The 24,977-nt window shown below is 59.1% G+C and carries 22 protein-coding genes and 1 pseudogene; all 23 read right to left on the reverse strand.

What is annotated here, in order from left to right:
* Positions 1–261: 261 nt before the first annotated feature.
* Entirely contained in the window at positions 262–711 is a 450-nt protein-coding gene (locus HGSM_RS07430) for a type II 3-dehydroquinate dehydratase (RefSeq protein ID WP_019148118.1), read from the reverse strand.
* A 52-nt stretch (positions 712–763) separates the two neighbouring features.
* Entirely contained in the window at positions 764–1,897 is a 1,134-nt protein-coding gene (gene aroB / locus HGSM_RS07435) for a 3-dehydroquinate synthase (RefSeq protein WP_019148119.1), read from the reverse strand.
* On the reverse strand, positions 1,894–2,427 hold the full coding sequence (locus HGSM_RS07440) for a shikimate kinase (protein ID WP_019148120.1): 534 nt from the start codon (positions 2,425–2,427) through the stop codon (positions 1,894–1,896). Before HGSM_RS07440 ends, aroB begins: the two co-directional genes overlap by 4 nt.
* Before the next feature lie 12 nt (positions 2,428–2,439).
* Positions 2,440–3,654: a chorismate synthase gene (aroC, locus tag HGSM_RS07445; RefSeq protein ID WP_019148121.1), complete on the reverse strand. Its 1,215-nt coding sequence runs from the start codon at positions 3,652–3,654 to the stop codon at positions 2,440–2,442.
* A 177-nt stretch (positions 3,655–3,831) separates the two neighbouring features.
* Positions 3,832–4,638, reverse strand: a complete 807-nt coding sequence (locus tag HGSM_RS07450) for a hypothetical protein (RefSeq protein WP_019148122.1) — start codon at positions 4,636–4,638, stop codon at positions 3,832–3,834.
* Positions 4,622–5,359, reverse strand: coding sequence for a PilN domain-containing protein (locus HGSM_RS07455; RefSeq protein ID WP_019148123.1), 738 nt, complete (start codon positions 5,357–5,359; stop codon positions 4,622–4,624). Before HGSM_RS07455 ends, HGSM_RS07450 begins: the two co-directional genes overlap by 17 nt.
* Entirely contained in the window at positions 5,356–6,417 is a 1,062-nt protein-coding gene (gene pilM, locus HGSM_RS07460; protein WP_040594712.1) for a type IV pilus assembly protein PilM, read from the reverse strand. Before pilM ends, HGSM_RS07455 begins: the two co-directional genes overlap by 4 nt.
* A 109-nt stretch (positions 6,418–6,526) precedes the next feature.
* Positions 6,527–7,351, reverse strand: coding sequence for a prepilin peptidase (locus HGSM_RS07465; RefSeq protein WP_019148125.1), 825 nt, complete (start codon positions 7,349–7,351; stop codon positions 6,527–6,529).
* Between the two features lie 4 nt (positions 7,352–7,355).
* Positions 7,356–8,930 carry an RICIN domain-containing protein gene (locus tag HGSM_RS07470; protein WP_154646275.1) on the reverse strand — a complete coding sequence of 525 codons (1,575 nt, stop codon included), beginning with the start codon at positions 8,928–8,930 and terminating at the stop codon, positions 7,356–7,358.
* 38 nt (positions 8,931–8,968) lie between these two features.
* A complete protein-coding gene (locus HGSM_RS07475; protein WP_019148127.1) occupies positions 8,969–9,604 on the reverse strand; it encodes a prepilin-type N-terminal cleavage/methylation domain-containing protein in 636 nt (211 codons plus the stop codon).
* The gene (locus HGSM_RS07480) at positions 9,601–10,986 is read right to left on the reverse strand and encodes a hypothetical protein (protein ID WP_019148128.1); all 1,386 of its coding nucleotides are present in this window, start codon (positions 10,984–10,986) and stop codon (positions 9,601–9,603) included. The genes HGSM_RS07475 and HGSM_RS07480 overlap by 4 nt, the downstream gene beginning before the upstream one ends.
* Positions 10,987–11,007: 21 nt before the next feature.
* A complete protein-coding gene (locus HGSM_RS07485) occupies positions 11,008–11,538 on the reverse strand; it encodes a type IV pilus modification PilV family protein (RefSeq protein WP_019148129.1) in 531 nt (176 codons plus the stop codon).
* Between the two features lie 201 nt (positions 11,539–11,739).
* Positions 11,740–12,174, reverse strand: coding sequence for a type IV pilin protein (locus HGSM_RS14995; RefSeq protein ID WP_019148130.1), 435 nt, complete (start codon positions 12,172–12,174; stop codon positions 11,740–11,742).
* A gap of 179 nt (positions 12,175–12,353) precedes the next feature.
* On the reverse strand, positions 12,354–13,586 hold the full coding sequence (locus HGSM_RS07495) for a type II secretion system F family protein (protein ID WP_019148131.1): 1,233 nt from the start codon (positions 13,584–13,586) through the stop codon (positions 12,354–12,356).
* Complete coding sequence (locus HGSM_RS07500; protein WP_019148132.1) at positions 13,586–14,743, reverse strand: type IV pilus twitching motility protein PilT; 1,158 nt, start codon at positions 14,741–14,743, stop codon at positions 13,586–13,588. Before HGSM_RS07500 ends, HGSM_RS07495 begins: the two co-directional genes overlap by 1 nt.
* Before the next feature lie 676 nt (positions 14,744–15,419).
* Positions 15,420–17,090 carry a GspE/PulE family protein gene (locus HGSM_RS07505; protein WP_019148133.1) on the reverse strand — a complete coding sequence of 557 codons (1,671 nt, stop codon included), beginning with the start codon at positions 17,088–17,090 and terminating at the stop codon, positions 15,420–15,422.
* A gap of 107 nt (positions 17,091–17,197) precedes the next feature.
* The gene (locus tag HGSM_RS07510; protein WP_019148134.1) at positions 17,198–18,052 is read right to left on the reverse strand and encodes a shikimate dehydrogenase; all 855 of its coding nucleotides are present in this window, start codon (positions 18,050–18,052) and stop codon (positions 17,198–17,200) included.
* A gap of 261 nt (positions 18,053–18,313) precedes the next feature.
* The gene (mltG, locus tag HGSM_RS07515) at positions 18,314–19,498 is read right to left on the reverse strand and encodes an endolytic transglycosylase MltG (protein ID WP_019148135.1); all 1,185 of its coding nucleotides are present in this window, start codon (positions 19,496–19,498) and stop codon (positions 18,314–18,316) included.
* A gap of 220 nt (positions 19,499–19,718) precedes the next feature.
* Positions 19,719–20,264: a Holliday junction resolvase RuvX gene (gene ruvX / locus HGSM_RS07520; RefSeq protein WP_019148136.1), complete on the reverse strand. Its 546-nt coding sequence runs from the start codon at positions 20,262–20,264 to the stop codon at positions 19,719–19,721.
* A pseudogene (gene alaS, locus HGSM_RS07525) lies at positions 20,261–22,941 on the reverse strand (alanine--tRNA ligase). Before alaS ends, ruvX begins: the two are co-directional and overlap by 4 nt.
* Positions 22,942–23,172: 231 nt before the next feature.
* The gene (locus HGSM_RS14390) at positions 23,173–23,358 is read right to left on the reverse strand and encodes a hypothetical protein (protein WP_019148137.1); all 186 of its coding nucleotides are present in this window, start codon (positions 23,356–23,358) and stop codon (positions 23,173–23,175) included.
* 159 nt (positions 23,359–23,517) lie between these two features.
* Positions 23,518–23,886, reverse strand: coding sequence for a DUF948 domain-containing protein (locus HGSM_RS07535; RefSeq protein ID WP_019148138.1), 369 nt, complete (start codon positions 23,884–23,886; stop codon positions 23,518–23,520).
* 310 nt (positions 23,887–24,196) lie between these two features.
* Positions 24,197–24,823: a 30S ribosomal protein S4 gene (gene rpsD, locus HGSM_RS07540; RefSeq protein ID WP_019148139.1), complete on the reverse strand. Its 627-nt coding sequence runs from the start codon at positions 24,821–24,823 to the stop codon at positions 24,197–24,199.
* Positions 24,824–24,977: the final 154 nt, after the last annotated feature.

Raw genomic sequence — 24,977 nt, forward strand, 5'->3', positions numbered from 1 at the left:
TTAACCTCATGCGGTTAAGTGGCTTCGCATTCATGCGGCACAGAGTCCGCGCCCGGGGCGATGCGGGCACAAAAGGTGCCGCTAAGTACCTGCGTTGGGATATCTGGAGTTTCCGGCCGGCTTCGTCAGGACGGATCCTAAAGGCCGCACCCAAAGTTCGTCAGGACGGATCCTAAGAGCCACTCCCCCCCTGAAAGCGGGCGCGAAAAAGCCGGCCATCACCTAAGTGACAGCCGGCCTAGTGCCAGAAACTGAAGGAGCTTACTTGCCCGCGCGCAGCGTCTTGATCGCCTCAACCGCGAGGCGGTATGAGTCGAACCCGAACCCGGCGATCGTTCCGGAGGCGATGGGCCCAACCACGGAGTGGTGGCGGAACTCTTCGCGTGCGTACGGGTTGGAGATGTGGACCTCCACCAGGAAGCGCCCGCCCTTGGTGATCATGGCTGCGGCGTCCCGGATGGCGTAGGAGAAGTGAGTGAACGCGGCGGGATTCATGACCACGTCACTCCCGGAGTCAACGGACTCATGGATCCAACGGATCATCTCGGCCTCGTTGTCGGTCTGGCGCACCTCAATGTCGAGTCCCGCCTCGCTCCCCCATCGCGCCCCGGCTTCCACGAGGTCCGCGTAGGAGAGCGTCCCGTACACGTCGGGCTCGCGCACGCCAAGGCGCCCCAGGTTTGGGCCGTTGAGGATCAGGATGTCCGCCATGATGGAACCTTCCAATACGAGAGTGAAACGCGGGACCTACAAAGAAGAAGACTTACAGGAAGACCTTGTTCGACTTCACCGGAGCCTCACCGGAAACCTCGGCGTAGGCGGAAACCAGAAGCATCGGGTCCGGACCTTCCAGGCGAACCGGCTTGCCGATCTCCTCGAGGATGACGAACCTGAGCATGTCCCCGCGGGACTTCTTATCCCGGCGCATGGCCTGGAGTAGCTGCTCCCAGCGGTCGCCGCGGTAGGTGACCGGAAGGCCAACTGACTGGAGGATGGAACGCGTACGTTCCACCGTGGCGTCGTCGAGCTTACCCGCAAGGCGCGCCAGCTCAGCCACAAACACCATGCCCACGGACACCGCAGCACCGTGGCGCCACGAGTAGCGCTCTACCAACTCGATCGCGTGGCCAAAAGTGTGGCCGTAGTTGAGGATCTCGCGGAGGTCGGCCTCCTTGAGGTCGGCGGAAACAACCCGAGCCTTCACGGCAACCGACCGCTCTACCAGCTCGCGGACCACGTCACCCAACTCGGGCGCGCTGTCTGGCCAGTTACGCAGTTGCTCCGCGTGCTCCTCAACGATGTCTAGGATGACCGGGTCCGCAATGAAGCCGGTCTTGATGATCTCGCCCAGTCCCGCCACAAAGTCCCACTTGGGAAGCGATTCAAGGGAGGCCAGGTCGCAGAGCACGCCGCTAGGGCTGTGGAACGAGCCCACCAGGTTCTTGCCCTCGGCGGTGTTGATTCCAGTCTTTCCACCAACCGCTGCATCGACCATAGCCAGAAGCGTGGTGGGGATGTGTACTACCTTGATTCCGCGCAGCCACGTTGCGGCAATGAACCCGGCAACGTCGGTGGTGGACCCTCCACCCAGGGAAACAATCGCATCGGAACGAGTGAAGTCCGACTGGCCCAGGATCTGCCACGCAAAAGCAACAACCTGGATGTTCTTGGCTTCCTCGGCGTCAGGGATCACTGCCAGCAGCGCCTCAAAGCCCTGGGCAAGCAGGTCCTCGCGGACTGCCTGCGCGGAGGCCTCGAGTGCCTCGGGGTGGACGATCAGGACCTTCTTGACGGATTCACCGAGCATTGCGGGCAGCTCACCCAGAAGGTTAGTGCCAATCACGGTGTCGTACGTGCGCTCGGCGTTCACCGTGATACGCGAGATCTTGTTGGTCATTTCGAGCCACCCTTCAGGGAGTCAACGATTTCCTGAGCTACCTGCTCCGGGGTCTTATCATCGGTGAGGACGTGCAGGTTCGACACAGCTTCATAGGTTGGACGGCGCTGGTCCATCAGCACCTTCCACTTGGAGCGTGGGTTGCCCAAAAGTAGTGGGCGAGCTTGGTTGAACCCGACCCGCGGGGCCGCGTGGGCAAGAGAGACGTCGAGGAACACCACGGTGCCGCCGGCATTGCGATAGGACGCCAGGTTCTCCTGGGTCAGCGGGTGCAGTACCGCTCCCCCGCCCAGCGACACGATTCCAGAGTGCTCAACTAGCGCCTCAGCCACCGCCGCAACCTCAAGTTCACGGAACGCCGGCTCGCCGTCATCAATAAAGATGTCGGAGATGGGCTTGCCCGCCTTCACCTCGACGTCGTCATCCGTGTCACGCACGGGCAACTCGAGCAGGCGAGACAGGACCTTAGCAACCGTGGACTTACCTGACCCGGGTGGGCCAGCCAATACTACGACGGGTAGTGCAGACATCGAGCGCAGTTCCTAACGGAGATTCTCAGGAATGGAGTTTAGGTACGACTCAAGGTTACGGCTAGTCTCGGCAACCGAGTCACCCCCGAACTTTTCCAGCGCAACCTGCGCGAGCGTCAGCGCGACCTGAGCCTCGGCAACTACTGCTGCAGGAGGCACCGCGCACACGTCCGAACGCTGGTGGTGCGCTGTTGAGGCCTCACCGGTTGCGGTATCGATAGTGCGCAGAGCGCGCGGCACGGTGGAAATTGGCTTCATCGCGGCGCGAACGCGGATGGTCTCACCGTTAGACATGCCACCCTCGATGCCACCGGCGCGGTTGGAGAGTCGGCTGATGCCACCCTCCCCTGGCTCGATTTCATCGTGAGCTTCGGAGCCCCGGCGGGTTGCGGTCAGGAAGCCGTCGCCGACCTCCACGCCCTTGATCGCCTGGATTCCCATGAGGGAAGCGGCCAAGCGTGCATCCAAACGAAGGTCACCCTGGATGTACGTGCCAATTCCGGAGGGAACCCCGTACGCCAGGACCTCTACGACACCGCCGAGGGTGTCGCCATCCTTGTGGCACTGGTCGATCTCAGCGACCATCTTGTCCGAGGTTTCCTTGTCAAAGCAGCGCACTGGATCATTGTCCAGGTAGTCAACGTCAGCGGCTGTGGGCAGCGCGGCATCGCGGGGCGCCTCAACCGGACCGATCCCAACCACGTGGGACACGAGCGTGATGCCAAAGGCCTGCTCGAGAAACTTTGCTGCTACGGTTCCCAGCGCAACTCGCGTTGCAGTCTCACGTGCTGACGCGCGTTCGAGGACCGGGCGGGCATCGTCAAAGCCGTACTTGCGCATACCCACGAGGTCGGCGTGGCCCGGACGCGGCCGGGTAATTGGGCGGTTTCGCGCCGATTCGCGGTAGTCACCCTTCCCTGCATCGACGTCAAGCTTGTCTACCTCAACAGGGTCCGCAGCCATCACGTCAACCCACTTGGGCCACTCGGTGTTGGCGATCTCGATGGCCATCGGGCCACCTTGGCTCACGCCGTGGCGCAGACCTGCGAGGACTCGCACCTCGTCCTTCTCAAACTTCATGCGCGCTCCGCGGCCATAGCCGAGGCGGCGGCGCGCAAGCGCGTCCTGGATGTCCGAGGTTACTACCTCAACACCAGCGGGAAGGCCCTCAATAATTCCAACGAGCGCGGGGCCGTGCGACTCACCTGACGTGATCCAACGAAGCATGCATCTATCTTTCCATGTTTCAGGTAGTGGTCAGGGTATTGCCCGTGATCTGGAACGTTTGGGTTGCGTTGCTCATTCCCGACGATCGTGCCCCACCAACGCTTGAGGGTCCGACTCCCAGCGGGAGTCAGACCCTCAAACGCTACTTGCTACGGTGTTTGCTTGGCGAGGTAGCCCCTACCTCTCAGGCGCGAAAACGTTCTTTCGTCCGATCTCAGGCAGCATCGTCTCTGTGATGTCTGAGCCGTCGGGCACAGCGCCAGCCTTCTCCGACTGGAGCACGTACGCAATTGTGTGCAGTATGTAGGTGACGTCGCCAACTTCAGACTTAGGCGCGTTCGCGGATTCCGGGGCCTCTCGAAGTGAAGTCACCTCAACAGAGGTCACCAGGAGTGCGCGTTCCGAATTTACCTGGAGTTGCTCTGAAAACTCGAGGACTTCTTCATAGTCACCCTGCACTGTGATCAGGAGAGGAACTTGGTAGAAGCCGGGAACAACTGTGGACAATGCGCCCGTTGCAGTAGGAGTTGCACCCGATACCGTGACGGGCTCCGTTGGGGCCGGCGCTGCAGAAGCTTCGCCTTCCTCTGATTCAGTACCGGTTGGCTCAGCAACCATCAGTTCTGTAAAAGGCTTGACTGGTGCGATGTTCTCTTCCGAGCTTACTGAAATGAATGAGACCTTGGACTTCTCAACTGATCGTTCAATCTCATCGACAATTGACTCGTAGTCAACAGCTGTTGGGATCTGAACTTGGTAGGCCGAGAGCTGATCCTTGTACTCATCGATCTTTTCAAACTGCTTGCGCAAGGTGGCCACGCGCGTTTGGAGCACGTCGTTGGAGTATTCGATCTGTTCAGCATCATCATTTGCAATGGCAGATTCATCTCGCACAGGAGCGATCAGGAGCAGCCAGACAGCGACAAGGATGAGAATCGCTACAACCGCGGCACCTGCGATCCAGGTCTTACGAGTCGCTTTCATCGATGGATTCCTCCAAGTCGTCGGGTTCAAATCTGTGCGAATAGATGTCCTCTGTCAGGCGCACACTTCCTGTGAACTCGTATGCTTCCCTGCCATCACTGTCCCCAGCGAGAGTCGCTGCCTCGAGGCGGGCTTCGGAGAAGCCTTTGATCTTGTTCAACTCATTGATCCACGCGGCGGTGTCAGGCATCGTCTTCAAGTTCACAGAAAAGGTAAGTTCACCAATACCGGTGTTTTGGAGGTTGTCTCCTGCTTGGGGGCCCGCGTTGTTTGGCGTAGCGGCTTCCACGCTCAGCGACTTCACGATGCCGCCGTCAGGCACAGTTCCTGCGACAGCACCGATGTAGTCCTTCCAGAGGATCTCTCGGTACATGCCGTCGCGGAGTGCAGTGGTGGCGTCCTTGATTTGACCAAGTACCTTTGGAACCTCTGCGTACTTGACCTCCTCGGCTTTGAGCTTCGCGGTCTGTTCAACCGCGCGCTCATAGCGTGCCTCAGCCATAGATTTCTCTACCTGAACTGCCACGTATCCCAGAATCACAAACGCAATCAAGCCAAGAAAGAAGAAGCCGATCCTGACTTTGAGTTTCTTTAGGCTGCGTCGATCACGAATTTCAGTGGGGAGAAGGTTAACCTGCGGGAGCAGTGAGTAGTCAAACTCGGAATTTTCGTCCGAAGCAGCTTTCTGCTTGCTGCTCTTTTTGGTAAGCGTCAGACTCATTCGGCCACCCCGTATGCAAGACCAAGGGCAACAGTCGCTACGTTTTCATTGCCGCGAATGGATTCCAAGTTCACTCCCTTAGCTACCTTGACCCGCTCGAATGGGTTGCCCAACTGCACGGGCAGTCGGGTCGCCGAAGAAAGGAACTGACCAAACCCGTCTAACTTTGTGCCACCACCCGTAAGGACGATGAGATCGATCGGAGCACCGAGCCCTTTAGTTCCGTAGTACTGGATAGTGGAACGAATCGCGTTGACAAGAGTTGAGGTAACGGCCATGAGCGCTTCTGACACCTGCGCGCTCTCACTCTGTCCCTGATGTCCAATGCCAACACGACGCTTCATCCGTTCCGCATCGTTGGGCGCTATATTCATCGCGCTTGCAAGTGCCTCTGTAGCATCCTGGCCACCCTGAGGAAGCACGCGCACAAATCGAGGTACGCCTCGTTCAGAAATGACCAAGTTCGAGATGCGGGCACCAACGTCCACAAATGCAACCGTGTACCTCCCAAGTTCCCCACGCGAGAGGGCACGCTGGATCGCTAGAGGAGTGAAGTCCACCATCAGCGGAGTGAGTCCTCCGCGTTCCACGGCTAGAGCATTCGAAGTAACCATCTCGCGGATCGCTGCAACAAAGAGTCCAGATACGAGCCGCGAATCCTCAGTGGTTCTCTCACCGGTGGGGACAAAGTCGACAACGACATCTCCCAAACCCGTCGGGAGCAACTGCTCCGCGTGGAATGGAAGAGTTTTCTTCAACTGATTGAGCGGCTGCCAAGGCAAGTCGGCTTCGCGGACGATAACACGCTGGTTACCAACACCGATGACAACTTCTTTGGCAGAGAATTTCCCCTTGTCCCACAACTTCTTGATTGCATCTGCCACTACGGCTGTCTCTACAACCTCGCCGTCCTGCAACGCACCAATTGGTAGAGGAACCTCTGCGAATGCGGTAAGCGTTGGGTCGGACTTCCCCGGTCCTCCAGAGCCAAAGCTCATCTCGGCGGCCCGGACGGCACTCGTGCCTATATCCACGCCAATTGTCGATGTTCGTGCCACCGATCATCCTCTCGCTCAATAAAAAACAGACCAAGAGTCTTATCGGCAGAAGGCGCGGCCAACTTGACTCTCAGCCTTGCTCAATCTTTGCACCCTCAACCAACCGGCGTTACAGCAGGAATGAGAGGTACCAATCAGCGATGGGCTCGGAAACGAAGAGAGCTACAAACCAGCCCAAAATCATCCAAGGTCCAAACGGGATTCCGGATTTTCGGCCTGCGCGTCGGGTGAGTAACAGCCAGGCTGAGAAGGCGCCACCTATAAGGAAGGGTAAGAACCCTCCAACTATCAAGTAGTCCCACCCGAGCCATCCGAGAGACATTCCTAGAACGCCCGCGAGCTTTACGTCCCCGAATCCCATTCCCCCCACTATGCAGAGAACAAAGTAGAAGGCGTACAGCGCACCAGCAGCCAGAACTGCGCGCCCAACTGTGGCCCACCCAGCACCAGACACAACAGTCGCTAGCGCAATGAGTCCAAACATTATGGGATACGCGGGAAGGACAAGCCTGTTGGGCAACTTGTGCGTGTCAAGGTCGATGAAACCAAGCGCGACTCCGAGTGCCCCGAGGTACAAGAATGGCAGAGCGCCTACGACCATCTCGAGACTGTTGGCTCCGCTCACAAACTTCCACACGATGGCGAGGAGCACGGCACCGGTGAGGAGCTCCACGAGTGGGTAGCGTCCAGAAATGTGTGCCCTGCACGACCGACACTTTGCGCCGAGGAGCGCCCAAGAGATCACGGGAACGTTGTCATACCACTTGATCGGGGTGTCGCAAGTTGGGCAACTACTTGGAGGCGCTACAAGGGATACGCCATTGGGAACGCGCCAAATCACCACGTTGAGGAATGATCCGATACAGAGGCCCAAAAGCCCAGCCAGTGCCATCAGCGGAATAATCCACGCTTCGCCAGCGGTCAAAGAAACCATGAGGTTAGTTCCCTGCAACTTCCTTGTAGTCTCCGAGGGATGCTTCCAGTGGATCGTCAGGAACGTTCCACTTCTGGTAGTCCTTGCCGTTGCATGTCTCGACAACTATGGAGTTCCAGTTTCCACTGATAATAGATCCGCTAGCCGACAAACACCGACCATTCACATCGACAATTGTCCATGAGGTCGTCGGATTTCCGGTATCGCCGTTTCGGGTCCACTGGGCACTGGCTGACGAGCAGTCGATCCGGTTATCCGAGGTCCTGAATCGAGGGAATTTCTCAGGCTTGTAGGAGCCATCGGCAACTCCGCTTGGTCGACCACCAGCCACGATGCCCTCCCTCGTAGTGGTGATGAGGCAGTTCTTGGTTCCACCGGGCCTTACAGAGATTGTGGTCTTCACCGAAGACTCTCCTTGGTCCGCGTCCGGCTCTGTGTAGTACCACTTGTGGTTCCAGGAGAAGCTACCATTGCCGGTGGGGTCCTGCTTGCAGGGATAGGTGATCATGAAAGCTTTATCGATTTGCTCGTCCGTCACGTCGAGGCAACGACCAAACAAGCTCTGGTTTACAACCTGGTCGGTCTCACTCGACGCGTTACCTTTACCCACTGCGGGCAAGGGTACAGGCTTTGGATTGTTAGTCGAAGTTGATACGGAGATCGAATCTCCATCGCTGACATTCCCATCGGAGTTAACTATGTAACTGTTCCCGTATCCGGTATTGGACGAGTTCTGTCCAAGCCATGTGTGCTGGCCGGTCCAGGAGAACCGCTGACCGAGCGGGTCGGTCTTCTCCAGCGTGCAGGGACGAAGTGTCATTGCAACTGGGGTGCTGTTGCTCGCACGCCCCGAGAGACAGAGTGGAAGTTGTCCGTCGAGGTCCGTCGAACTGAGGTGGATCATGTAGTCACTACGCCAGCTCCAAAGGTTCTGGGGTGACTTTTCCTTGCAACTCTCAGACTCCGCTTTTCGATATCGGACTCTGCTCCCCGTAGTCAAGGTCTCGGCAACCAAGCAGAACTGAGAATTCGAGTCCATGATCTGCCCGCCACTGATGGTACGAGTGGTGAGCGGGAAGGTGTACTTGACCTCGATAGTCCGATCAGCCACGTCTGACATCACAGTTGCAGTCTCGTCCATACCTATGGAGGTGATGATCGCAAAGTGTGGAACTGCCTTCAGGCCAAACGCTGATGGCCCTTGAAAGCACTCCAGGGCTTCGTCTTCAAGCCACTGCTTCTCTCGACCTTCGGGGTCCTCTTTGTAATACCTAATTGTTGCGGAGAAGGAGGTGCTTACATCGCTACCGTCAACGGCACCACTTGCCTGGCACGGCAGGTAGTGAATCTCCCCAACCGTTTCGCCCGCGGCATCCACTGTAGTGGCGTTGCGAATCTGAGAGATCGTCGCATCAACTCCGGCCTGCGCGGCCGAAATTGTACGCGTGTTCTTGTTGCTGAAAAGCGTAGGGCGCACTTGGGAGAGCACGATTCCGAGCACGAGTGTGGACATGATCAGAATCATGAACATCACCAGGATGACGCTCATGATTGCAACGCCGCTCTCGTCGCGCTTCATGCGTCGATCACCCTGGCTGCGAATGATGCGGATGATATTCATGGACGATTCATGCCTCCAATCAGGCAGACAGTGTACGGAGAGTTCGTTGATGAGTTCTGTGCCACAAACGTGACATCTAGTTGGCCACCACGAGGATCAGCGTCGGCGCCCAGGCCGGTGTCAAGGAAAATGTCGAGCTGCTGCTTGCTTGTCACCTTTCCGTTATTGTTACCAGCGCGTTGCACACGGAACGGCTGCTGCTCAGGTTGGGAGAGGTCATTACGCAACCGAGTGACCATCGTCTGCCATGCCGATGCTTTCGTAGTCCCGCTTGGCCAGGTTCTGCGTTGCAGTTCTCCCTTGTCAGTGACGTAGCGCCACTGCACGCACTCGGGAGTTCCGGTCGCAATGTTCGAATCGATCAAGTACTCAAAATAGATGGAGTTGCCAACCACACCGGGCTGGTTCACAGACGAGGCGTAGCGCACCTCTTTGTCTAGCCTCTGGTATGTAGTCCTCAATTGATCGCTCGCGTCTGCCACTGCCTGGGATCGGACCGTGCTCTTCGACATGCCCGCAACCGCCGTCAGAGTCACGCCGAGTAGAAGAACAAGGATCGCCATGGAGATAATGAGCTCCACAAGGCTCACTCCATCTTCGTTAGCATCTGTCGCACGGTTGAGAAAACTCATCGTCTCGTCACCTGAATCGTAACTGTGGCCTTATTGGACACGATCTCGGGAAAATCACGTACCTGAAGTGCGTAGGTCATCGTGCAGGTATTCGTGCCATTCGGTGCCGTTATCGTCACCTTTCCAGAAGCTGCATCGGCAACAGTTCTCGTGGCGCAACTTGGATTGGAAACATTCACTAGCTGCACTGAGGCATCCGATGGCAAATCATTCCCGAAAAGCACAAAGTCCGCTGTCGTGTTGCGCTTCAAACTAATAGACTCGCCAACTGCTTTAGGCACCACATGGATCGTGATCTTTCGCTCCTCGGAGACCTGCCCACCGGGGCTGACCACCTCATAGGTGAACCACACAGCGTAGGCGGAATTGCCCTGCTGTGTGTACGTCACGTCCAGCCCTTCGTTGTGGTCCGCAGCGTTGTAGTTGGATCCGTCGATGGAGAGGCGTCCCTGTCCCCCAGCGCCAATGTTTGTGTCCGTGATTCGGATTGCATAGTCTTCCGGGTTTCCGGTGAGGTCCTGGAGATCCAGCTTGGTGCTCAAGTCGGAAGGTCCGTGCTTTACCGGAATCTCGATTAACTCATCCACCGCAACTGGCTTGTCTTCAGCAAGTTCGATGGTCACGCGAGCCGGGCGTGCACTTGGGAAACGCTGACCCACTAGGTTTGCGTCGTCATCCACCAAGTAGTAATAGAACACCACGGGTCCCGCGCCGGCATCCACTGGTGCGTCAAACTGCACGTCCCCGTTAGCGTCAACAGAAAGGCCCTTACTCTCAAGTGCTAGCTTTGAGCGTTCTCGGGCCGCGAGTACTGTGTCCGGGACCTTATCCATAGAGAACATGTCGAGGTCCGGGTCATTCGTCAGAACCACGTTGATTCGACGCGTTGAATCAATGTTTTCAGTACCAAAGTCATTACCAAGCAGCTCTGCGGTGATCTTGCTAGAGGTACCCGGCCCCTTCTTGAACGAGTCCTCGAACGGGCGAGGGAGCACGTGGATCGTGATGTTCGCCGGAGTCGACTTCTCCATTGAGGTACTACGGACCGCATATTTTGAGGTCACTGGGCCCGCAAGTTTTGTGTCGGTTGGCGGCGTGTAAATGACGCCGTTGATTCGGCTTCCAGTGCCAACCGCGAGAGTCCCGTGAGTGGGAGTGGCCAGGTCCACGATTGGGCTCACCGTACCAGCGGTGTTGTATTCAACTTCATCGTTTGCCACAATCGCGAAGAACTGCGCCGGGTCGCCTGCAGAAATCGAGAGGTCATCGTCATAGGCGTATGGCTTGAGCACCGTGTTCCACAGCACGTCCGTGCTTGGATCGATGAGGGTGGCCAGGCGGTAGCTGCGTGGCGTCGCAGTCTGGTTTTCCGCCCACTTCACTACGATCCTGACGCGATATAACTAGACGTAGTCGTCAGAGTTGATCGAGGGCTGATCCTTCACGCAGTCGTCTGCGGTCTTGGAGGCGAGTTTGGATCGGTAGCACGAGCCAATAAGTGTAGTGATGGTGTACGACTGTGAGTCGACGGTTCGGGTCTGTTCCAAGGGGACCCACTGGGAGGCGTCAGTCAGTCCCGAGCTGGGGTCCCAGGCAATGTTCATGTCCGCTGTGTCTTGGCTGTCGAACGCGGTAGCCGCAGTCCATGAAGTCTGAACGCTCGCCTTCGAGCGCCCTCTCACCAGGCCACTAGTGCCAGCTGCATCGACCGCACCGGGCGCGACTGTCCGAGCCTGCTCAACGGCGCTGTTCGCAAGCATCACCGCCGCCTGCTTCCGCTGTGACTCGGATACCGTGCTCACGCCCGAAACAAAGAAGGTCAGAGCGGCGGCTGCGAGCATTCCCGTGAGCACTATCGCTACGACCACCTCGATGAGGGAGAAACCATCCTCAGCAGTGCACTCGTTGGAGTGTTGGGGAAACGGAGATGACACGAAAGCTCCTAGAAGCGGCAGTGATCAGCGGATGACGGACGGGGCTTGGAAAGTTTGAGGCGACCAGCGCCCCTCAAATACAGAATGGGTGGTGCCCGCCTTTTGGCGAAGGCACCACCCATGCGTTTAGCTGGCTAGAAGAACTCTCAGTTAGTAAGACTGCCCGTATTCAAGCCAAGAGAAGCGTTGTGAACCCCGCGGTCACTTCCCTTCTGGGTCGAGTCCACCATCCTTGCTGTCGTATGTGAACGTCTTACCCGAACCCTTCTCGTCGTTCGTTCCAGTCAGAACGTAGCTCTCACCTTTGTCTTCGTAGGTGAACTCAGTGTTCGGGTCAGAGATCTTGATCAAGGCCGCATCGTCGGCGCTTCCCACCTTGACCTTGCCATTCTCATCCTTTGCGACAGTCCCGTCAGCTGGGTAGGCCTGGTTGTCGACGTAGTAGCTCTCAACCTCGTTTGCGATGGAGCGAAGGTCCGACTTGATGCCTGCGTCGACTGCCTTCTGGCGCTGGTTCATGAAGACAGGGATCGCGATCGCGGAGAGGATTCCGATGATGATGACGACCACGAGAAGCTCGATCAGGGTGAAGCCCTTTTCCTTCTCGTTCAGGGACTTGCTGATGCGTGCGATCATTGAGCGCACCTTTCTGATAGTTCGTGCGAAGAATTGATGCCGGGCCTCGTGCACAACTGCGGAACTTGGCCACCGGGATGTGTATCGGCGCAGTTGAGGGGAACCTTTAGTAAGTTCTTTCAAGATATTTTCGTGAAGACCGGTTTCCCTGGAAAAAGGGACTTCAACCAGCTTCCCCGCTACTGAACGAGGTCGAAGACGCTGAATACCGGCATGTACAGAGCAATCACCATTCCGCCAACGATTCCACCGATGAGGAGGATCATGAGTGGCTCGATGAGGCTGGTGAGCTGCTCTGTGGTTGCTTCAACTTCTGCGTCATAGAACTCGGCAATCTTTTCGAGCATGACGTCCATGGCGCCGGTGTCTTCACCGATCGCGATCATCTGGACCACCATGGGAGGGAAGATAGGGTGTTCGGCGAGGGGAGCTGTTAGCCCCTTGCCTCGGCGCACATTGTTGATGATGTCCTGGGTGGCCTTTTCCACCACATAGTTACCGCTCGCCTCCCCCACGATCTCTAGGGCTTGAAGCACGGGAACGCCGGCGCGGAGCATTGCCCCTAGGTTTCGGGTGAACCGTGCTACAGCAATTTTCTGTGTGAGTGCGCCGAAGACCGGCATCTTCAGCTTGAGGGGATCAACCTTTTCCCGAACAGACTTGTTGTTCTTGATTCGGCCCCACCACACAAATGCGATGACAACCAAAACCAAGAGCGGCCACACCGCGACCTTGAGGAAGTTCGACATGTCCACCAAGATCTGGGTTGCCCATGGCAAGTCGCCTCCGAGGGAGTCAAAGATTCCCGCGAACACGGGAACAATGAAGAGAAGCATTCCCACAGAAGCCAGAATCGCTACGACGAGCACAACAACCGGATAGGTCATCGCGGACTTCACCTTGGCGTTGAGCTTGACCTCATCCTCAAAGTTCTTGGCGAGGTTAAGGAGCGTCTGATCAAGGAACCCGCCCGTTTCACCGGCCTTGACCATGTTGATCATGAGCGGAGGGAAGACTAGCGGGTGCTTGGCCAATCCCGCAGACAATGAAAGTCCTGTCTCCACGTCGGTTCGGACCGTGTTGAGGATTCCCCGCAACGTTGGGTTTTCCGTCTGTTCCGTCAGGGTCGCCAGTGCGCGGATGAGGGATAGACCCGCGCCAATCATGGTCGCCATCTGGCGCAGCATGATGGCGATGTCCTTGAGTTTGACCTTGTCGGTGATTCCGGGGATACGAACGTCAGCATTCAGCCCCGTGGTCTTGACCTCGGTAATGTTGATCGGCTGGGTACCACTCGACATGAGCCTCTGCGCAACCGCTGACTCCGAACGACCGGTCAGCTTTCCCTTGACTACATTTCCGGCCTTGTCCAAGGCCTCGTAGCTAAAAGTTCTTGCATCAATATCAGTCATTAGTACGCGCCCTCGGTCTCGATATTTCCGCCCATGCCGGCGTTGGCAATTCCCATTCCCGCGCCACCCATCCTGCGCCCGGAGAGCCTGTTAAAGTCGGACGCACTGTGGCACTTATCCAGACCCACCTCGTAGCTAACTGCACCGGTCTTGACCAGATCTGCTAGGTGCTGGTCCATGGTGTGCATTCCATCCGCAGCGCCAGCCTGCATGAGTGAGTACACCTGGTGTGTCTTGCCTTCACGGATAAGGTTCCGGATAGCAGGCGTGGCCACCATGACCTCCGTGGCAACTACTCGGCCGGGGCTATTCTGGCGTTTACACAGTGTCTGGGAGACTACGCCCTGAATAGCGGAGGCGAGCTGAACACGGATCTGTTCCTGCTGTTCGGCAGGGAACACATCAATCACGCGATCGATTGTCTGAGCCGCATCCTGCGTGTGAAGCGTTGCAAAAACGAGGTGACCGGTCTCGGCTGCGGTGAGCGCTACCGAAATAGTCTCCAGATCGCGAAGCTCGCCAACCAGGATGATGTCCGGGTCCTGACGGAGCACGTGCTTGAGTGCGCTAGCAAACGACCACGTATCGGTACCCACTTCGCGCTGGTTCACAATCGAGCGCTTGTGGTCGTGGAGGAACTCGATAGGATCCTCCACCGTCATGATGTGGTCGCTGCGGGTGCGGTTGGCCTGGTCAATGATCGACGCAAGGGTTGTAGATTTGCCCGAACCCGTGGGGCCGGTAACCAGGACGAGCCCACGCGGAAGTTTGGAGAACGTGTTGACGATTGGTGGAACGCCAAGCGCCTCCAGTGGCTTGATTTCGCTCGGAATAACGCGGAAGGCGGCGCCAACGGTGTCACGCTGCATGTAGAAGTTCACTCGGAACCGTTCACCGTCTGGCACGTGATACGCAAAGTCGAGCTCGAGTTGCTCCTCGAACTTCTCGCGCTGCTTCTGCGTCAGAAGGGTGAAAAGGGACCTCCGCAGAGATTCCCCAGTCATCGGCGCATAACCTTCCAACGGCATAAGCGCTCCGGACTTTCGGATCATCGGTGTAGACCGATCGGTCAAGTGGAGGTCAGAGGCCCCGTGGAAAACAACGTCACGTAGTACATCGTCGATAAGAAGGTCGCCCGCGCGAAGCGCGTTCGACATACCAACGCGACCACCATCGTTCTGATCAACGGCAACAATTCCACGCGGACGAAGCGGTTGAGAAGGATCGACAACAGGCTTCGTGGGGGGTGCTGGCATTGTAAGCCCAGCCAACTTGGTTACCGGAGGACTGCTTGGGGCACCGTTTCCCGCAAAAGGAGACACGGCTTCCGACTTCAGCGGGTAAGAGGTCGCCGCACGGTTACCCACTCGAGAGCCCGCTCCGGGAAGGGTTTCCACTGGCTCAACGATCCCTGGACGCTGAGATTGAGGCACAAACGTGGAGATCGATTGGTGCTGCTGATCCAGCGAACCATAGGAACTCTGACGGGCACTTTCGCTCACCCCAGAATTGGTCTGGTTGGTGTGATTGCCCAAGGCATCAGAGGTGGTGGGAACTGCCCACGGATAGTCCGACTCGCGGGGAGCAGTCGACTGCCGGACACCATATTCGGTATTAGGAATCCCCGGAGCGCTCGTGCTGCGAGCTGACGGGTCCAACTGAGTATTGGGGTCCGACACTCCCCTACGCCCAGGTTGTCCTTCCGGATAAAACTGCTGAGTCACGATGTAGCCTTCCCGATCCAAGCGCGCCAAACCGGCCACGCGTCACCGAGATATCGGCATTGAGCGAGTGGAACTTTAGGCAGTAACAGCCCAGACTTTAGGCCGCCGGTCAGGTTACAACGCGCAGAATTTCCTCGATCGAGGTTTGGCCTTCCACGACCTTCATCCAGCCGTCGTCGCGCAGCGTGCGCATTCCCTGCTTCATCGCAACCTTGGCGATCTCGGCGGAGGACGCGTGGGACACGGCGAGGCGCTCGATCTCCTCGGTCACGTTCATGACCTCGTGCAGAGCAATACGGCCGCGGTACCCGGTGTTGGAGCACGAGGTGCAGCCTGCGGGGCGATGCAGGACCGGGATTTCCTCGCCCTCGATCCAAGGGAAGCGCGCTGCAGTCATCTCGTCTGGCGTGGGTGTGTACTGCTCCTTGCACTTGCCGCAGAGCTTTCGGGCAAGACGCTGGGCCACGATGCAGTCGAGCGCGGAGCCCACGAGGAACGGCTCGATGCCCATCTCGGTGAGACGAGTGACTGCGGACGGGGCGTCGTTGGTGTGCAGGGTGGAGAGCACGAGGTGACCGGTGAGCGCGGCCTCGATCGCGATCTGGGCGGTCTCGTGGTCACGGATCTCACCGAGCAGAACCACGTCGGGGTCGGAACGCAGGATCGAACGCAGGGCGCCCGCGAACGTCAGACCTGCCTTGGGGTTGACCTGCACCTGGTTGATGCCCGGAAGCCTGTACTCAACCGGGTCCTCCACGGTGATCACGTTGATCTCCGGCTTGGACACCGCGTTGAGCGTGGCGTACAGGGTCGTGGACTTACCCGAACCCGTTGGCCCGGTCACCAGGATCATGCCGTACGGCTTGGTGTACGACTCCTTGAAGATCTCGTAGTTGTCCTGCCCAAAGCTCAGGTCGCGCAGGTCGAGGCTCGCGGTGGAGTTGTCGAGGATACGCATAACGATCTTCTCGCCCCACACCGTGGGCAGCGTGGCAACACGGAGGTCAATCTTGCGGCCCTGGTGCGTCACGGACATGCGGCCGTCCTGAGGGCGGCGCTTCTCTGCAATATCGATGTCGGAGAGGATCTTCACGCGCGAGGTCACCGCAGCCTGGGTGCTCTTGGGTGAGCGTTGCATCTCGTGCAGCACGCCGTCAATGCGGTACCGCACGCGCAGGTCATGCTCGGTGGGCTCGATGTGGATGTCGGAGGCTCGGTCCGTGATCGCCTGCGTGACAATGAGGTTCACGTAGCGGACGATCGGGGCATCGTCGTCCACGGAGTCGCCGATGCTGGACAGGTCGATCTCCTCGACCTGCTGCTCGGAGAGCTGGTGGGCCAGGTTGTCCATCTCGCCGTCCGCACGGATGAAGCGGTCGAGCGCGCGGGAGAGGTCCTCGTGCGTGGCCACCACGGGCGTGACCTGCATACGCGTGAGCTGACGGACGTCGTCGAGCGCAAGCACGTTACCCGGGTCCGCCATCGCAAGGATGATGGACCCGTTTTGGTAGCCAATGGGGAGAACCGTGTAGCGGCGACACAGCGCACCCGGCACTGCGGAGACTGCAGTGCGGTCCACCGGGTAGACATCAAGGTCCACAAACTCTAGGCCGACCTGTTGCGCGAGCGCCGAGACGAGCTGCCCCTCGCTGAGGACCCCGGACTCAACGAGGACTCGGCCGAGGCTGTGCCCGCGGAGCACCTGCTCGTCTAGGGCTGCCAGGAGTTGATCCTGGGTTACTAGTCCCTCATCAAGGAGGATTTCTCCAAGCTGCTTCATACCGACTCCACTAGAACTGTGACTTTTCTAGTGGATGTATCGGCTAGTCATGGCCCATGTCTTAGCCCCAATGACCCAGATCACGGGGTGAGAACATGAAAACGGCACTATTCGGGGGCGATGGCTGCCTCGAGCGCACGCGTCATGGCTTCAATCGGGGCCGCCTTACCCGTCATGAGCCTCACCTGCTCGGCTGCCTGGTGCAGAAGCATCCGCTCCCCAGTCACCGCTGCACCGCCAAGTTCACGCCACGCAGAGATGAGGGCTGTGGTTGGGCTGGGCGCGTAGGCAACGTCGAGGAGGACGCCCCGCGGAGTGGCTGCGGCGTCAAGGAGTTCCTGCGCTAGGCCGTCCGCCGCGTTGGCCGGAAGCGTTGAAACCACAAGGTCCGCGGTTACAACCGCTGCAGCAGCACCCGCGAGAGTCATGAACTGCGGGTCCACCCCCATTCGCCCGGCTGCGGCCCGTAGCTCGGCGGTTCGCCCTAGATTGCGTACAAACACGGTCGGTCGGGCGCATCCGAGTTCTGCCAGCGCGGCTAGGGTGGACGCCGCGGTGGCACCAGCCCCGATGACTACACCCGTGGTCTTCGCGCCCGGGACGTACCGCTCACCCAGACCCTCCTTCAGCGCCTGTACCAGTCCGTAGACGTCCGTGTTGGTTCCCACCGACATGCGCCCGGCACCCTTGCCCGAGAACAGGACCGTGTTGACGGATCCAGTCACCTCGGCCAAAGGCTCAACGTGCGCGAGCAGGGGGAAGATCGCCTTCTTGAGCGGCATGGTCAGGCTCAGGCCCGCCCAGTCGGCGCCGAGCCCGGCTACAAACGCGGACAACTCGCCCTCGTCCACGTCGTGCTTGCCGTACGACCAGTCCTCCAGCCCGAGTGCGGTGTAAGCCGCGCCGTGCAGGACCGGGGAGAGGGAGTGCTCGATGGGGTGACCCAGAACGGCTGCGTGCATAGTCAAAGTGCTCTCATCCAAATGTCTCGGGATTCAAATCAAGTCTGTTGGTCAATCTATCTGATTCGTCGGCTCGGAGGGAAAACTCGGTCAGCGTGTGAACCCGGTCCGGTTCCAACTTTGGCTACGGCCCCAACTCCAACTTCGGCTCCGAATCCGGTCCGGCCCCGGCTCCGCAAACACCAGCACACAAAGAAGGGGAGCAGCCGCAGCCGCTCCCCTTCCCCAAACTATCTCCAACTCAACACGAGCCAGCAGGAATTAGTCGTCCTTGCTGCTGAGTCGATCAGCGTTGTCAGTGATCCACTGCTTGTACTCGTTGACGTTCTTCTGGTGGTCAGACCAGGTCACCGCGAACTTGGTTTCGTGCGTCTCCGGGTTGACCGCAACAAAGTAGATGTAGTCGGTGTTTGCCGGCTCCAGCGCAGCCTCAATTGCCTTGAGGCTTGGGGTCGCAATAGGGGTCTTGGGTAGTCCCTTGTGGAGGTACGTGTTCCACGGGTTGTCGTCTGAACGCTCGTTGGAGGTGGTGGAAGCATCCGCTGATCCGCCGAACTTGTAGTGGACGGTGGAGTCCATTTGCAAGGCCATGTCAATCTCGAGACGGTTGTAGATGACACTCGCAACCTTGGCAAAGTCCTCGTCGCGTCCGGCTTCACGCTCTACGATCGCGGCCACGTTGAGGATTTCTTCCCAACGGTCCTTAGGCACCTCGAGTTTGTTGAGGCGCTTGACCGAGCGGGCCACCATTTCGTCAATGACTTCTTCGGCGGTGACATCCTTGCCAAAGCGATAGTCACCATCGGCTAGCCAGCCTTCAAAGTTTCCGCCTGCAACCTTAGGTAGTTTGCGCGCGGCCGGGTCTTCCATTGCCGCGTTAATCTCTTCCTCGGTCAGGCCGGTGACCTTTTTGATGCGTTGGATGATCTGGCTGTTCTTCTCACCCGGGATCACTTGGATGCGGTTTCCGGAGAGGTTCTTCAGGTCGAGCAGCATCGTGATTGCGGAAGCGGCGGGCATCTCCTTGTACAGCGAGTAGGTGCCTGGCTGGATCTTGGAGGAGTCCGGGTTGGCGATTGCCGCGTTGGTGTATGCCTGCACGGATGCGATCACGCCGTTGGTGTAGAGGGTTTGCGCAATGGCTCCCCCGGAGTCGCCCTCCTTGACCTCAATCTCGATGGGTTCAGTTCCCTGACCTTCAAAGTCCTGTGGAGGTGTGGAAGTTGACGCCGAGAATGGGGAGAGGTCACCAAAGAACTTGGCACCGGCCTTCCATCCAACGACGACGATGCCGCCGATAACGAGGACGGAAATGAGTGTTGCGATCATAGAAGCGCGGCGTCTCTTAGCCGCGCGCTTCTTGCGGGCTGCAAGTTCACGTCGGTCCATGCGGGACAGCTGCGTCTCGTCATAGCCCTGATCTTGGAGATCGAACAGATCGTTCACGTCTGAAGTTCCTTTAGGTTCGTGGCGCACAGGTTCGTGGCACACCCATTCTTAAACGGGGCTCGGCATGTATGCGCCATGCGATCTAGCAGTCAGTGAAGGCCAAGAGGCAAACTTCACCCTTCCTAAGCGTAAGATTCTACACTTCCAGATCACGGTTTAGTAAAGAGCGTGATTATCTGCACTGTTCCTGCCCTTGTGGAAACAGCGCTCTGGTCGCCTACTCAAGGTAGTCCGCTAGGGCCGTTCCGGCCCTCTCCCCCGATTTTTTCTCGGTTTCAAGCGCGGTTTCGAGAATGATGACTGCCGCAACCTGGTCCACCACACTGCGGTGCTTCTTGGAGGATTTTCCGGAGGCGTGCAGAGCCTGGTGAGCTGTCACACTCGTCATGCGCTCGTCCACGTATCGGATCTCAACGCCGGGAATGACCTTGGACAACAAATCCCCGTAGTCGAGTGCCATGTCCGCCGAGGCGCCCTGGCTTCCCGAAAGGTGCTTGGGCATCCCCAAGTAAATGACGCGGATGAACCGCTCCTCTGCGATGTCCCGCAGGGCTGCGATGTCCTTGGGCAGGACACCCGGTATCTTCCCGCCGCGGGTGTACGTGATGGATCGGTCCCGGGCGAGCGTCTCCACGGGAGACGCCAAGATCCCGTCCGGGTCGCTGGCCGCGACCCCTACCCGGACCATTCCTACGTCAATTGCGAGGCGAGCCCCGCGCGCTACGCGCCGGGGCTCACCTTCGTTCAGTTCTGCGTATGTCACGCGCCAACTACCTCGCGGATATTTTCGACGATTCCCTCGAGTGCCGCTGGAAGTGCGGTCGCGTTCTGGCCGCCACCCTGGGCCATGTCGTCTTTGCCGCCTCCGCCACCGCCGAGGATGCCGGATGCGGTCTTGGCGAGTGCGCCGGCCTTGATGCCGAGGTCGCGGGCCGACTTGTTGGTGACTACTACAACCTGTGGGCGGTCCTTGAACACGCCGGAGATTGCGACAACGGATGCGTCGCCCTCTCCCAATCGATTGCGCAGGTCGGTTGCGAGGGCGCGCAGTGCGTTGCCGTCACCGATCTCGCCCAGGTTGTGGGCGATAACCTTGACGGAGCCGACGCGGGTTGCGTCCTGGGCCAGTTTGCCTGCAGACGCCATGATCTGGGCCTGACGCATGGAGGTCAGTTCCTTCTCGGATTCCTTGAGCTTGGCCACGAGCGACTCGATGCGGGTAGGCAGCTCGTCTGGGCGGACGTTGAGCAGTCCGGTGAGCTGCGAAACCAGTGCGCGCTCCTTGGCGTTGTGGCCGTATGCGCCAGCACCAACGAGTGCGTCAACGCGGCGTACACCGGAGCCGATCGAGGACTCACCAAGGATGGTGATCATACCGATGTCGCCGGTCTGCTTGACGTGCGTACCTGCACACAGCTCGCGCGACCAGTCGTCACCGATGGAAACAACGCGCACGCGCTCGCCGTACTTCTCGCCGAACAGTGCCATCGCACCCATCGCACGTGCCTCGTCGAGGGACGTGGTGATGTCGGTGACCTCGAAGTTCTCACGGAGCTGGTCGTTCACGCGGCCTTCGATCTCGTCCAGTGCGGAGCCCGGTACGGCCTGGCCCTGGCGGAAGTCGAAGCGGATGCGGTTTGGAGAGTTTTCCGAACCTGCCTGCGTGGAGTCGCGCCGAGGGTCTCCTGCAGCGCCTTGTGGATCATGTGCGTTGCGGAGTGTGCCTGGGAGATCTGGCGGCGACGAACCGTGTCGATCTCAGCCACAACCGACTCACCGATGGACAGGGTTCCCTCGGTCAGGCGTCCGCGGTGCACGGACAGGCCCTTGACCGGCGACTGGACGTCGTCAACCTCGAAGGTTCCGCCGCCGTCGGAGAGAACGGTTCCGTGGTCAGCGAGCTGGCCACCCTTCTCTGCGTAGAACGGGGTGCGGTCGAGGATGAGCTCGACGTCAGCTGGTGCGGACACCGAGGTCACCGAGACGCCGTCAACGAGCATTGCCTCAACCTTGGCTGGGGCCTTTGCGTCGGTGTATCCGAGGAACTCAACCGGGGCGGACAGCGCGGAGGCAACGCCCTGGTAGATCGAGATGTCGGCGTGGCCCTGCTTCTTGGACAGTGCGTCGGCGCGTGCGCGGTCGCGTTGCTCCTGCATGAGGGAGCGGAATGCCTTCTCGTCCACTGCAACGCCCTGCTCCGCAGCAACCTCGAGCGTGAGGTCAATGGGGAAACCGTAGGTGTCGTGCAGGGCGAATGCCTGCTCGCCGGTCAGCGCGGACGAACCGGAGGTCTTTGCCTCGGTAACGGCCGAGTCGAGGATGGCGAGGCCAGCGTTGAGTGTGCGGCGGAAGACCTCTTCCTCGGTCTTAGCGGTTGCCAGGATCGAGTTCCAGTTCTCGGCCAGGTATGGGTAGGACTCGGCCATGACGTTCTTGGAGGTCTCGAGCAGTGCTGGGATGACCGGCTCAGTGACGCCGAGGAGGCGCATGGAGCGGATCACGCGGCGCATGAGGCGGCGCAGCACGTATCCGCGGCCCTCGTTCGATGGGCGCACGCCATCGCCAATGAGCATGAGCGAGGAACGCACGTGGTCAGCCACTACACGGAAGCGGACGTCGTTACCCTCGTCTTCACCGTAGGTCTTGCCCGTGAGCTTCATGGCGGTCTCGATAACAGGGAACACCTGGTCGATCTCGTACATGTTGTTGACGCCCTGCTTGAGCAGAGCAACGCGCTCGAGGCCCATTCCGGTGTCGATGTTGTGCTGCTTGAGCGGTCCAACGATGTCGAACTTGTCCTTGGCGGTCACGTTCGTGAGCTGGTACTGCATGAACACGAGGTTCCAGATTTCGAGATAGCGGTCCTCGTCAGCTACAGGTCCGCCCTCTGCGCCGAATTCCGGGCCACGGTCGATGTAGATCTCGGAGCATGGTCCACCTGGGCCGGGCTGGCCGGTGTGCCAGTAGTTGTCCTTCTTGTCGCGGCGCTGGATGCGCTCCTCTGGGAGGTTAGCAATGCGTCGCCACATCTCGTGTGCTTCGTCGTCGTCTTCGTAGACGGTGACCCACACGACCTCTGGGTCGAATCCGAGCTTGCCGTCGTCTTCCGATCCGGTGATGAAGTCCCAGGCATACTCAATTGCCTGCTCCTTGAAGTAATCACCAAAAGAGAAGTTGCCGTTCATCTGGAAGAACGTGCCGTGGCGGGTGGTCTTGCCAACCTCTTCGATGTCGCCGGTGCGGATGCACTTTTGCACGGAGGTGGCGCGTGGCCATGGTGGGGTCTGCTCGCCGAGCATGTACGGGATGAAAGGAACCATGCCCGCGACGGTGAACAGGAGGGATGGGTCCGGGGAGATCAGTGAGGCCGACGGCACCACGGCGTGGCCGCGTGCCTCAAAGTAGTCGAGCCAGCGTTGACGGATTTCAGCGGTACGCATGTTCCTCTGCACCTGTTCAGTAGTCATTGGGGTGCCCACACCTATATTGGGCACTAGGTAATTCTACGGTGCCCCCGCAAATCGGGGGGCATATTTTGCTGGTCTTGATAGTCACAGTCGCGTTCTTTCTTATCGACGATTGTGCCTGTACCAGCAAAAGTGCGGGCCGCCTGTCCCCTGCTGGGGATGGGCGGCCCGAATCGTTCGTTGCGCTTGGAGCGATCGGTTCCTCTAGAACGAGTATCCGAGTTCGTCCTCAACCGGGTCAACGTCCGGGAAGTCCGCCGCGGTGGGGCGAGGCTTGCTCGCCTCGCGGCGAGCTCGAAGATCAGCCAGGCTGCCCTGCGTCTCAGCGAGCAGCGATGACTTGAGTTCTGCCTCGCGTTCGGAGAACGCTTCCTTGAACTCGCTCCACAACCCCCCGGCTGCCTCGGTGGCGCGGCTGGTGAAGTCTGCGGCCTGCGCGGTTGCGCGTTCGGCGACTGCCTCGGGGGGTGTACTGCAGGACGATCTTGCGCCCCTTGACGATCACGAAGACGGTGAGCGCTACGCCTGTTCCTACCCAGAAGAGTCTGCTCATCGCGGGCCTCCCTTGACCTTGCTGAACGCGGATCCTACTGCCTTGCGCACGCCGTAGCTGAACGCGGCGACCTTGACGAGTGGTCCGCCGAAGGTTGCGGAGTAGATTCCGGTGAGTGCGGAGATGTTTTGTGAAACCTCTGCCGCGGACGTGGTGACGGTATCAACCTTGGCGAGCTGCACGTTTGCAGACGTGACCGCGGTGGCGGACTCGTCAAGGATGGGTAGCGTGTGCTCGGTGATTTCTTCGAGCGACTCCGTTGCCGCGTCGAACACCTTGCCCAGCTTGATGAGTGGGACCGCGAGGAACCCTACGAGTGCAACGAATGCGATGGCTGCAATTAGTCCGGCAATTTCACCGATCACGAAGATCTCCTTAGCCCAAGTTCTTGTTCCCGCCTAACATTACCTGCGATTGGTGTGGGAACGGTACAGGAACGGGCATCGCCTAAGAACCTCCACACCCCATCGAGAGTATTCTCTAGCCCACTCTCCCTTTCGAGAGTGGGCTAGAGAATACTCTCGATGAGAAGGGTGGGGTGGCGGGGATGTCTCGTTCCGGGAAGCGGCGAATGGGGCCGGGGAAACCCCGCGGACATGGCACGAGGGCCGTCCCGCAGATGCGGGACGGCCCTCGTGTTACAGCGATCCGATCAGATGATCGAAGACCTACTGATCAGCGAGCGTAGTACTCAACGACCAGGTTAACTTCGCACTGTACTGGGATCTCGGCGCGAGCTGGCTTACGAACCAGAACTGCGGAGAGCTTCTCGAGCTGAACGTCGAGGTAGCCAGGAACAGCAGGAAGAACATCGCGGTGAGCGCCTGCAGCAGCAACCTGGTAAGGGGTTGCAGTCTGCATCTTTGGCTTGACCTGGATGGTCTGGCCTGGCTTCACGCGGAACGATGGGCGGTCAACGAGCTTGCCGTCAACGAGGATGTGGCGGTGAACCACAGCCTGGCGAGCCTGAAGGATGGTACGAGCAAAGCCTGCACGCAGGACGAGTGCGTCGAGACGGGTCTCGAGGAGCTCGACCATGGTCTCACCAGTCAGACCCTCCATTGGGCGGGCCTTGTCGTACGCTGCACGCATCTGCTTCTCGCGGAGTGCGTACTGTGCGCGAAGACGCTGCTTCTCGCGCAGACGAACTGCGTAGTCAGACTCGGTGCGGCGACGGCTACGGCCGTGCTCACCTGGTGGGTATGGACGCTTCTCAAAGTGCTTTACAGCCTTTGGGGTAAGAGCAATGCCCAGTGCGCGGCTCAGGCGAACCTGGCGGCGCGAACGGGTTACAGAAGACATAAGTTTTCCGTTCCTGTCGTTAGTTGACGTCACATCCCCGCACTTTTGTGGAGGATGTGGGACCAGCCGAAGAGTGCTAACCAGCCCATACATGGGTGTTAGTTCGCGGGCCGAGGTCCCAGGTGGCTACCAAAGCTTTCGCATAAGGCAACCT

This window comes from Timonella senegalensis JC301 (assembly GCF_000312125.1).
In the GTDB taxonomy this organism is placed as follows: Bacteria; Actinomycetota; Actinomycetes; order Actinomycetales; family Cellulomonadaceae; genus Timonella; species Timonella senegalensis.

Excerpts from the sequence above, each read along its gene's own strand:
- HGSM_RS07430 (WP_019148118.1), bottom strand. The coding sequence starts at position 711 with ATGGCGGACATCCTGATCCTCAACGGCCCAAACCTGGGGCGCCTTGGC.
- aroB (WP_019148119.1), bottom strand. The coding sequence starts at position 1,897 with ATGACCAACAAGATCTCGCGTATCACGGTGAACGCCGAGCGCACGTAC.
- HGSM_RS07440 (WP_019148120.1), bottom strand. The coding sequence starts at position 2,427 with ATGTCTGCACTACCCGTCGTAGTATTGGCTGGCCCACCCGGGTCAGGT.
- aroC (WP_019148121.1), bottom strand. The coding sequence starts at position 3,654 with ATGCTTCGTTGGATCACGTCAGGTGAGTCGCACGGCCCCGCGCTCGTT.
- HGSM_RS07450 (WP_019148122.1), bottom strand. The coding sequence starts at position 4,638 with ATGAAAGCGACTCGTAAGACCTGGATCGCAGGTGCCGCGGTTGTAGCG.
- HGSM_RS07455 (WP_019148123.1), bottom strand. The coding sequence starts at position 5,359 with ATGAGTCTGACGCTTACCAAAAAGAGCAGCAAGCAGAAAGCTGCTTCG.
- HGSM_RS07465 (WP_019148125.1), bottom strand. The coding sequence starts at position 7,351 with ATGGTTTCTTTGACCGCTGGCGAAGCGTGGATTATTCCGCTGATGGCA.
- HGSM_RS07470 (WP_154646275.1), bottom strand. The coding sequence starts at position 8,930 with ATGAAGCGCGACGAGAGCGGCGTTGCAATCATGAGCGTCATCCTGGTG.
- HGSM_RS07475 (WP_019148127.1), bottom strand. The coding sequence starts at position 9,604 with ATGAGTTTTCTCAACCGTGCGACAGATGCTAACGAAGATGGAGTGAGC.
- HGSM_RS14995 (WP_019148130.1), bottom strand. The coding sequence starts at position 12,174 with ATGATCGCACGCATCAGCAAGTCCCTGAACGAGAAGGAAAAGGGCTTC.
- HGSM_RS07495 (WP_019148131.1), bottom strand. The coding sequence starts at position 13,586 with ATGACTGATATTGATGCAAGAACTTTTAGCTACGAGGCCTTGGACAAG.
- HGSM_RS07500 (WP_019148132.1), bottom strand. The coding sequence starts at position 14,743 with ATGTCGAACGCGCTTCGCGCGGGCGACCTTCTTATCGACGATGTACTA.
- HGSM_RS07505 (WP_019148133.1), bottom strand. The coding sequence starts at position 17,090 with ATGAAGCAGCTTGGAGAAATCCTCCTTGATGAGGGACTAGTAACCCAG.
- HGSM_RS07510 (WP_019148134.1), bottom strand. The coding sequence starts at position 18,052 with ATGCACGCAGCCGTTCTGGGTCACCCCATCGAGCACTCCCTCTCCCCG.
- rpsD (WP_019148139.1), bottom strand. The coding sequence starts at position 24,823 with ATGTCTTCTGTAACCCGTTCGCGCCGCCAGGTTCGCCTGAGCCGCGCA.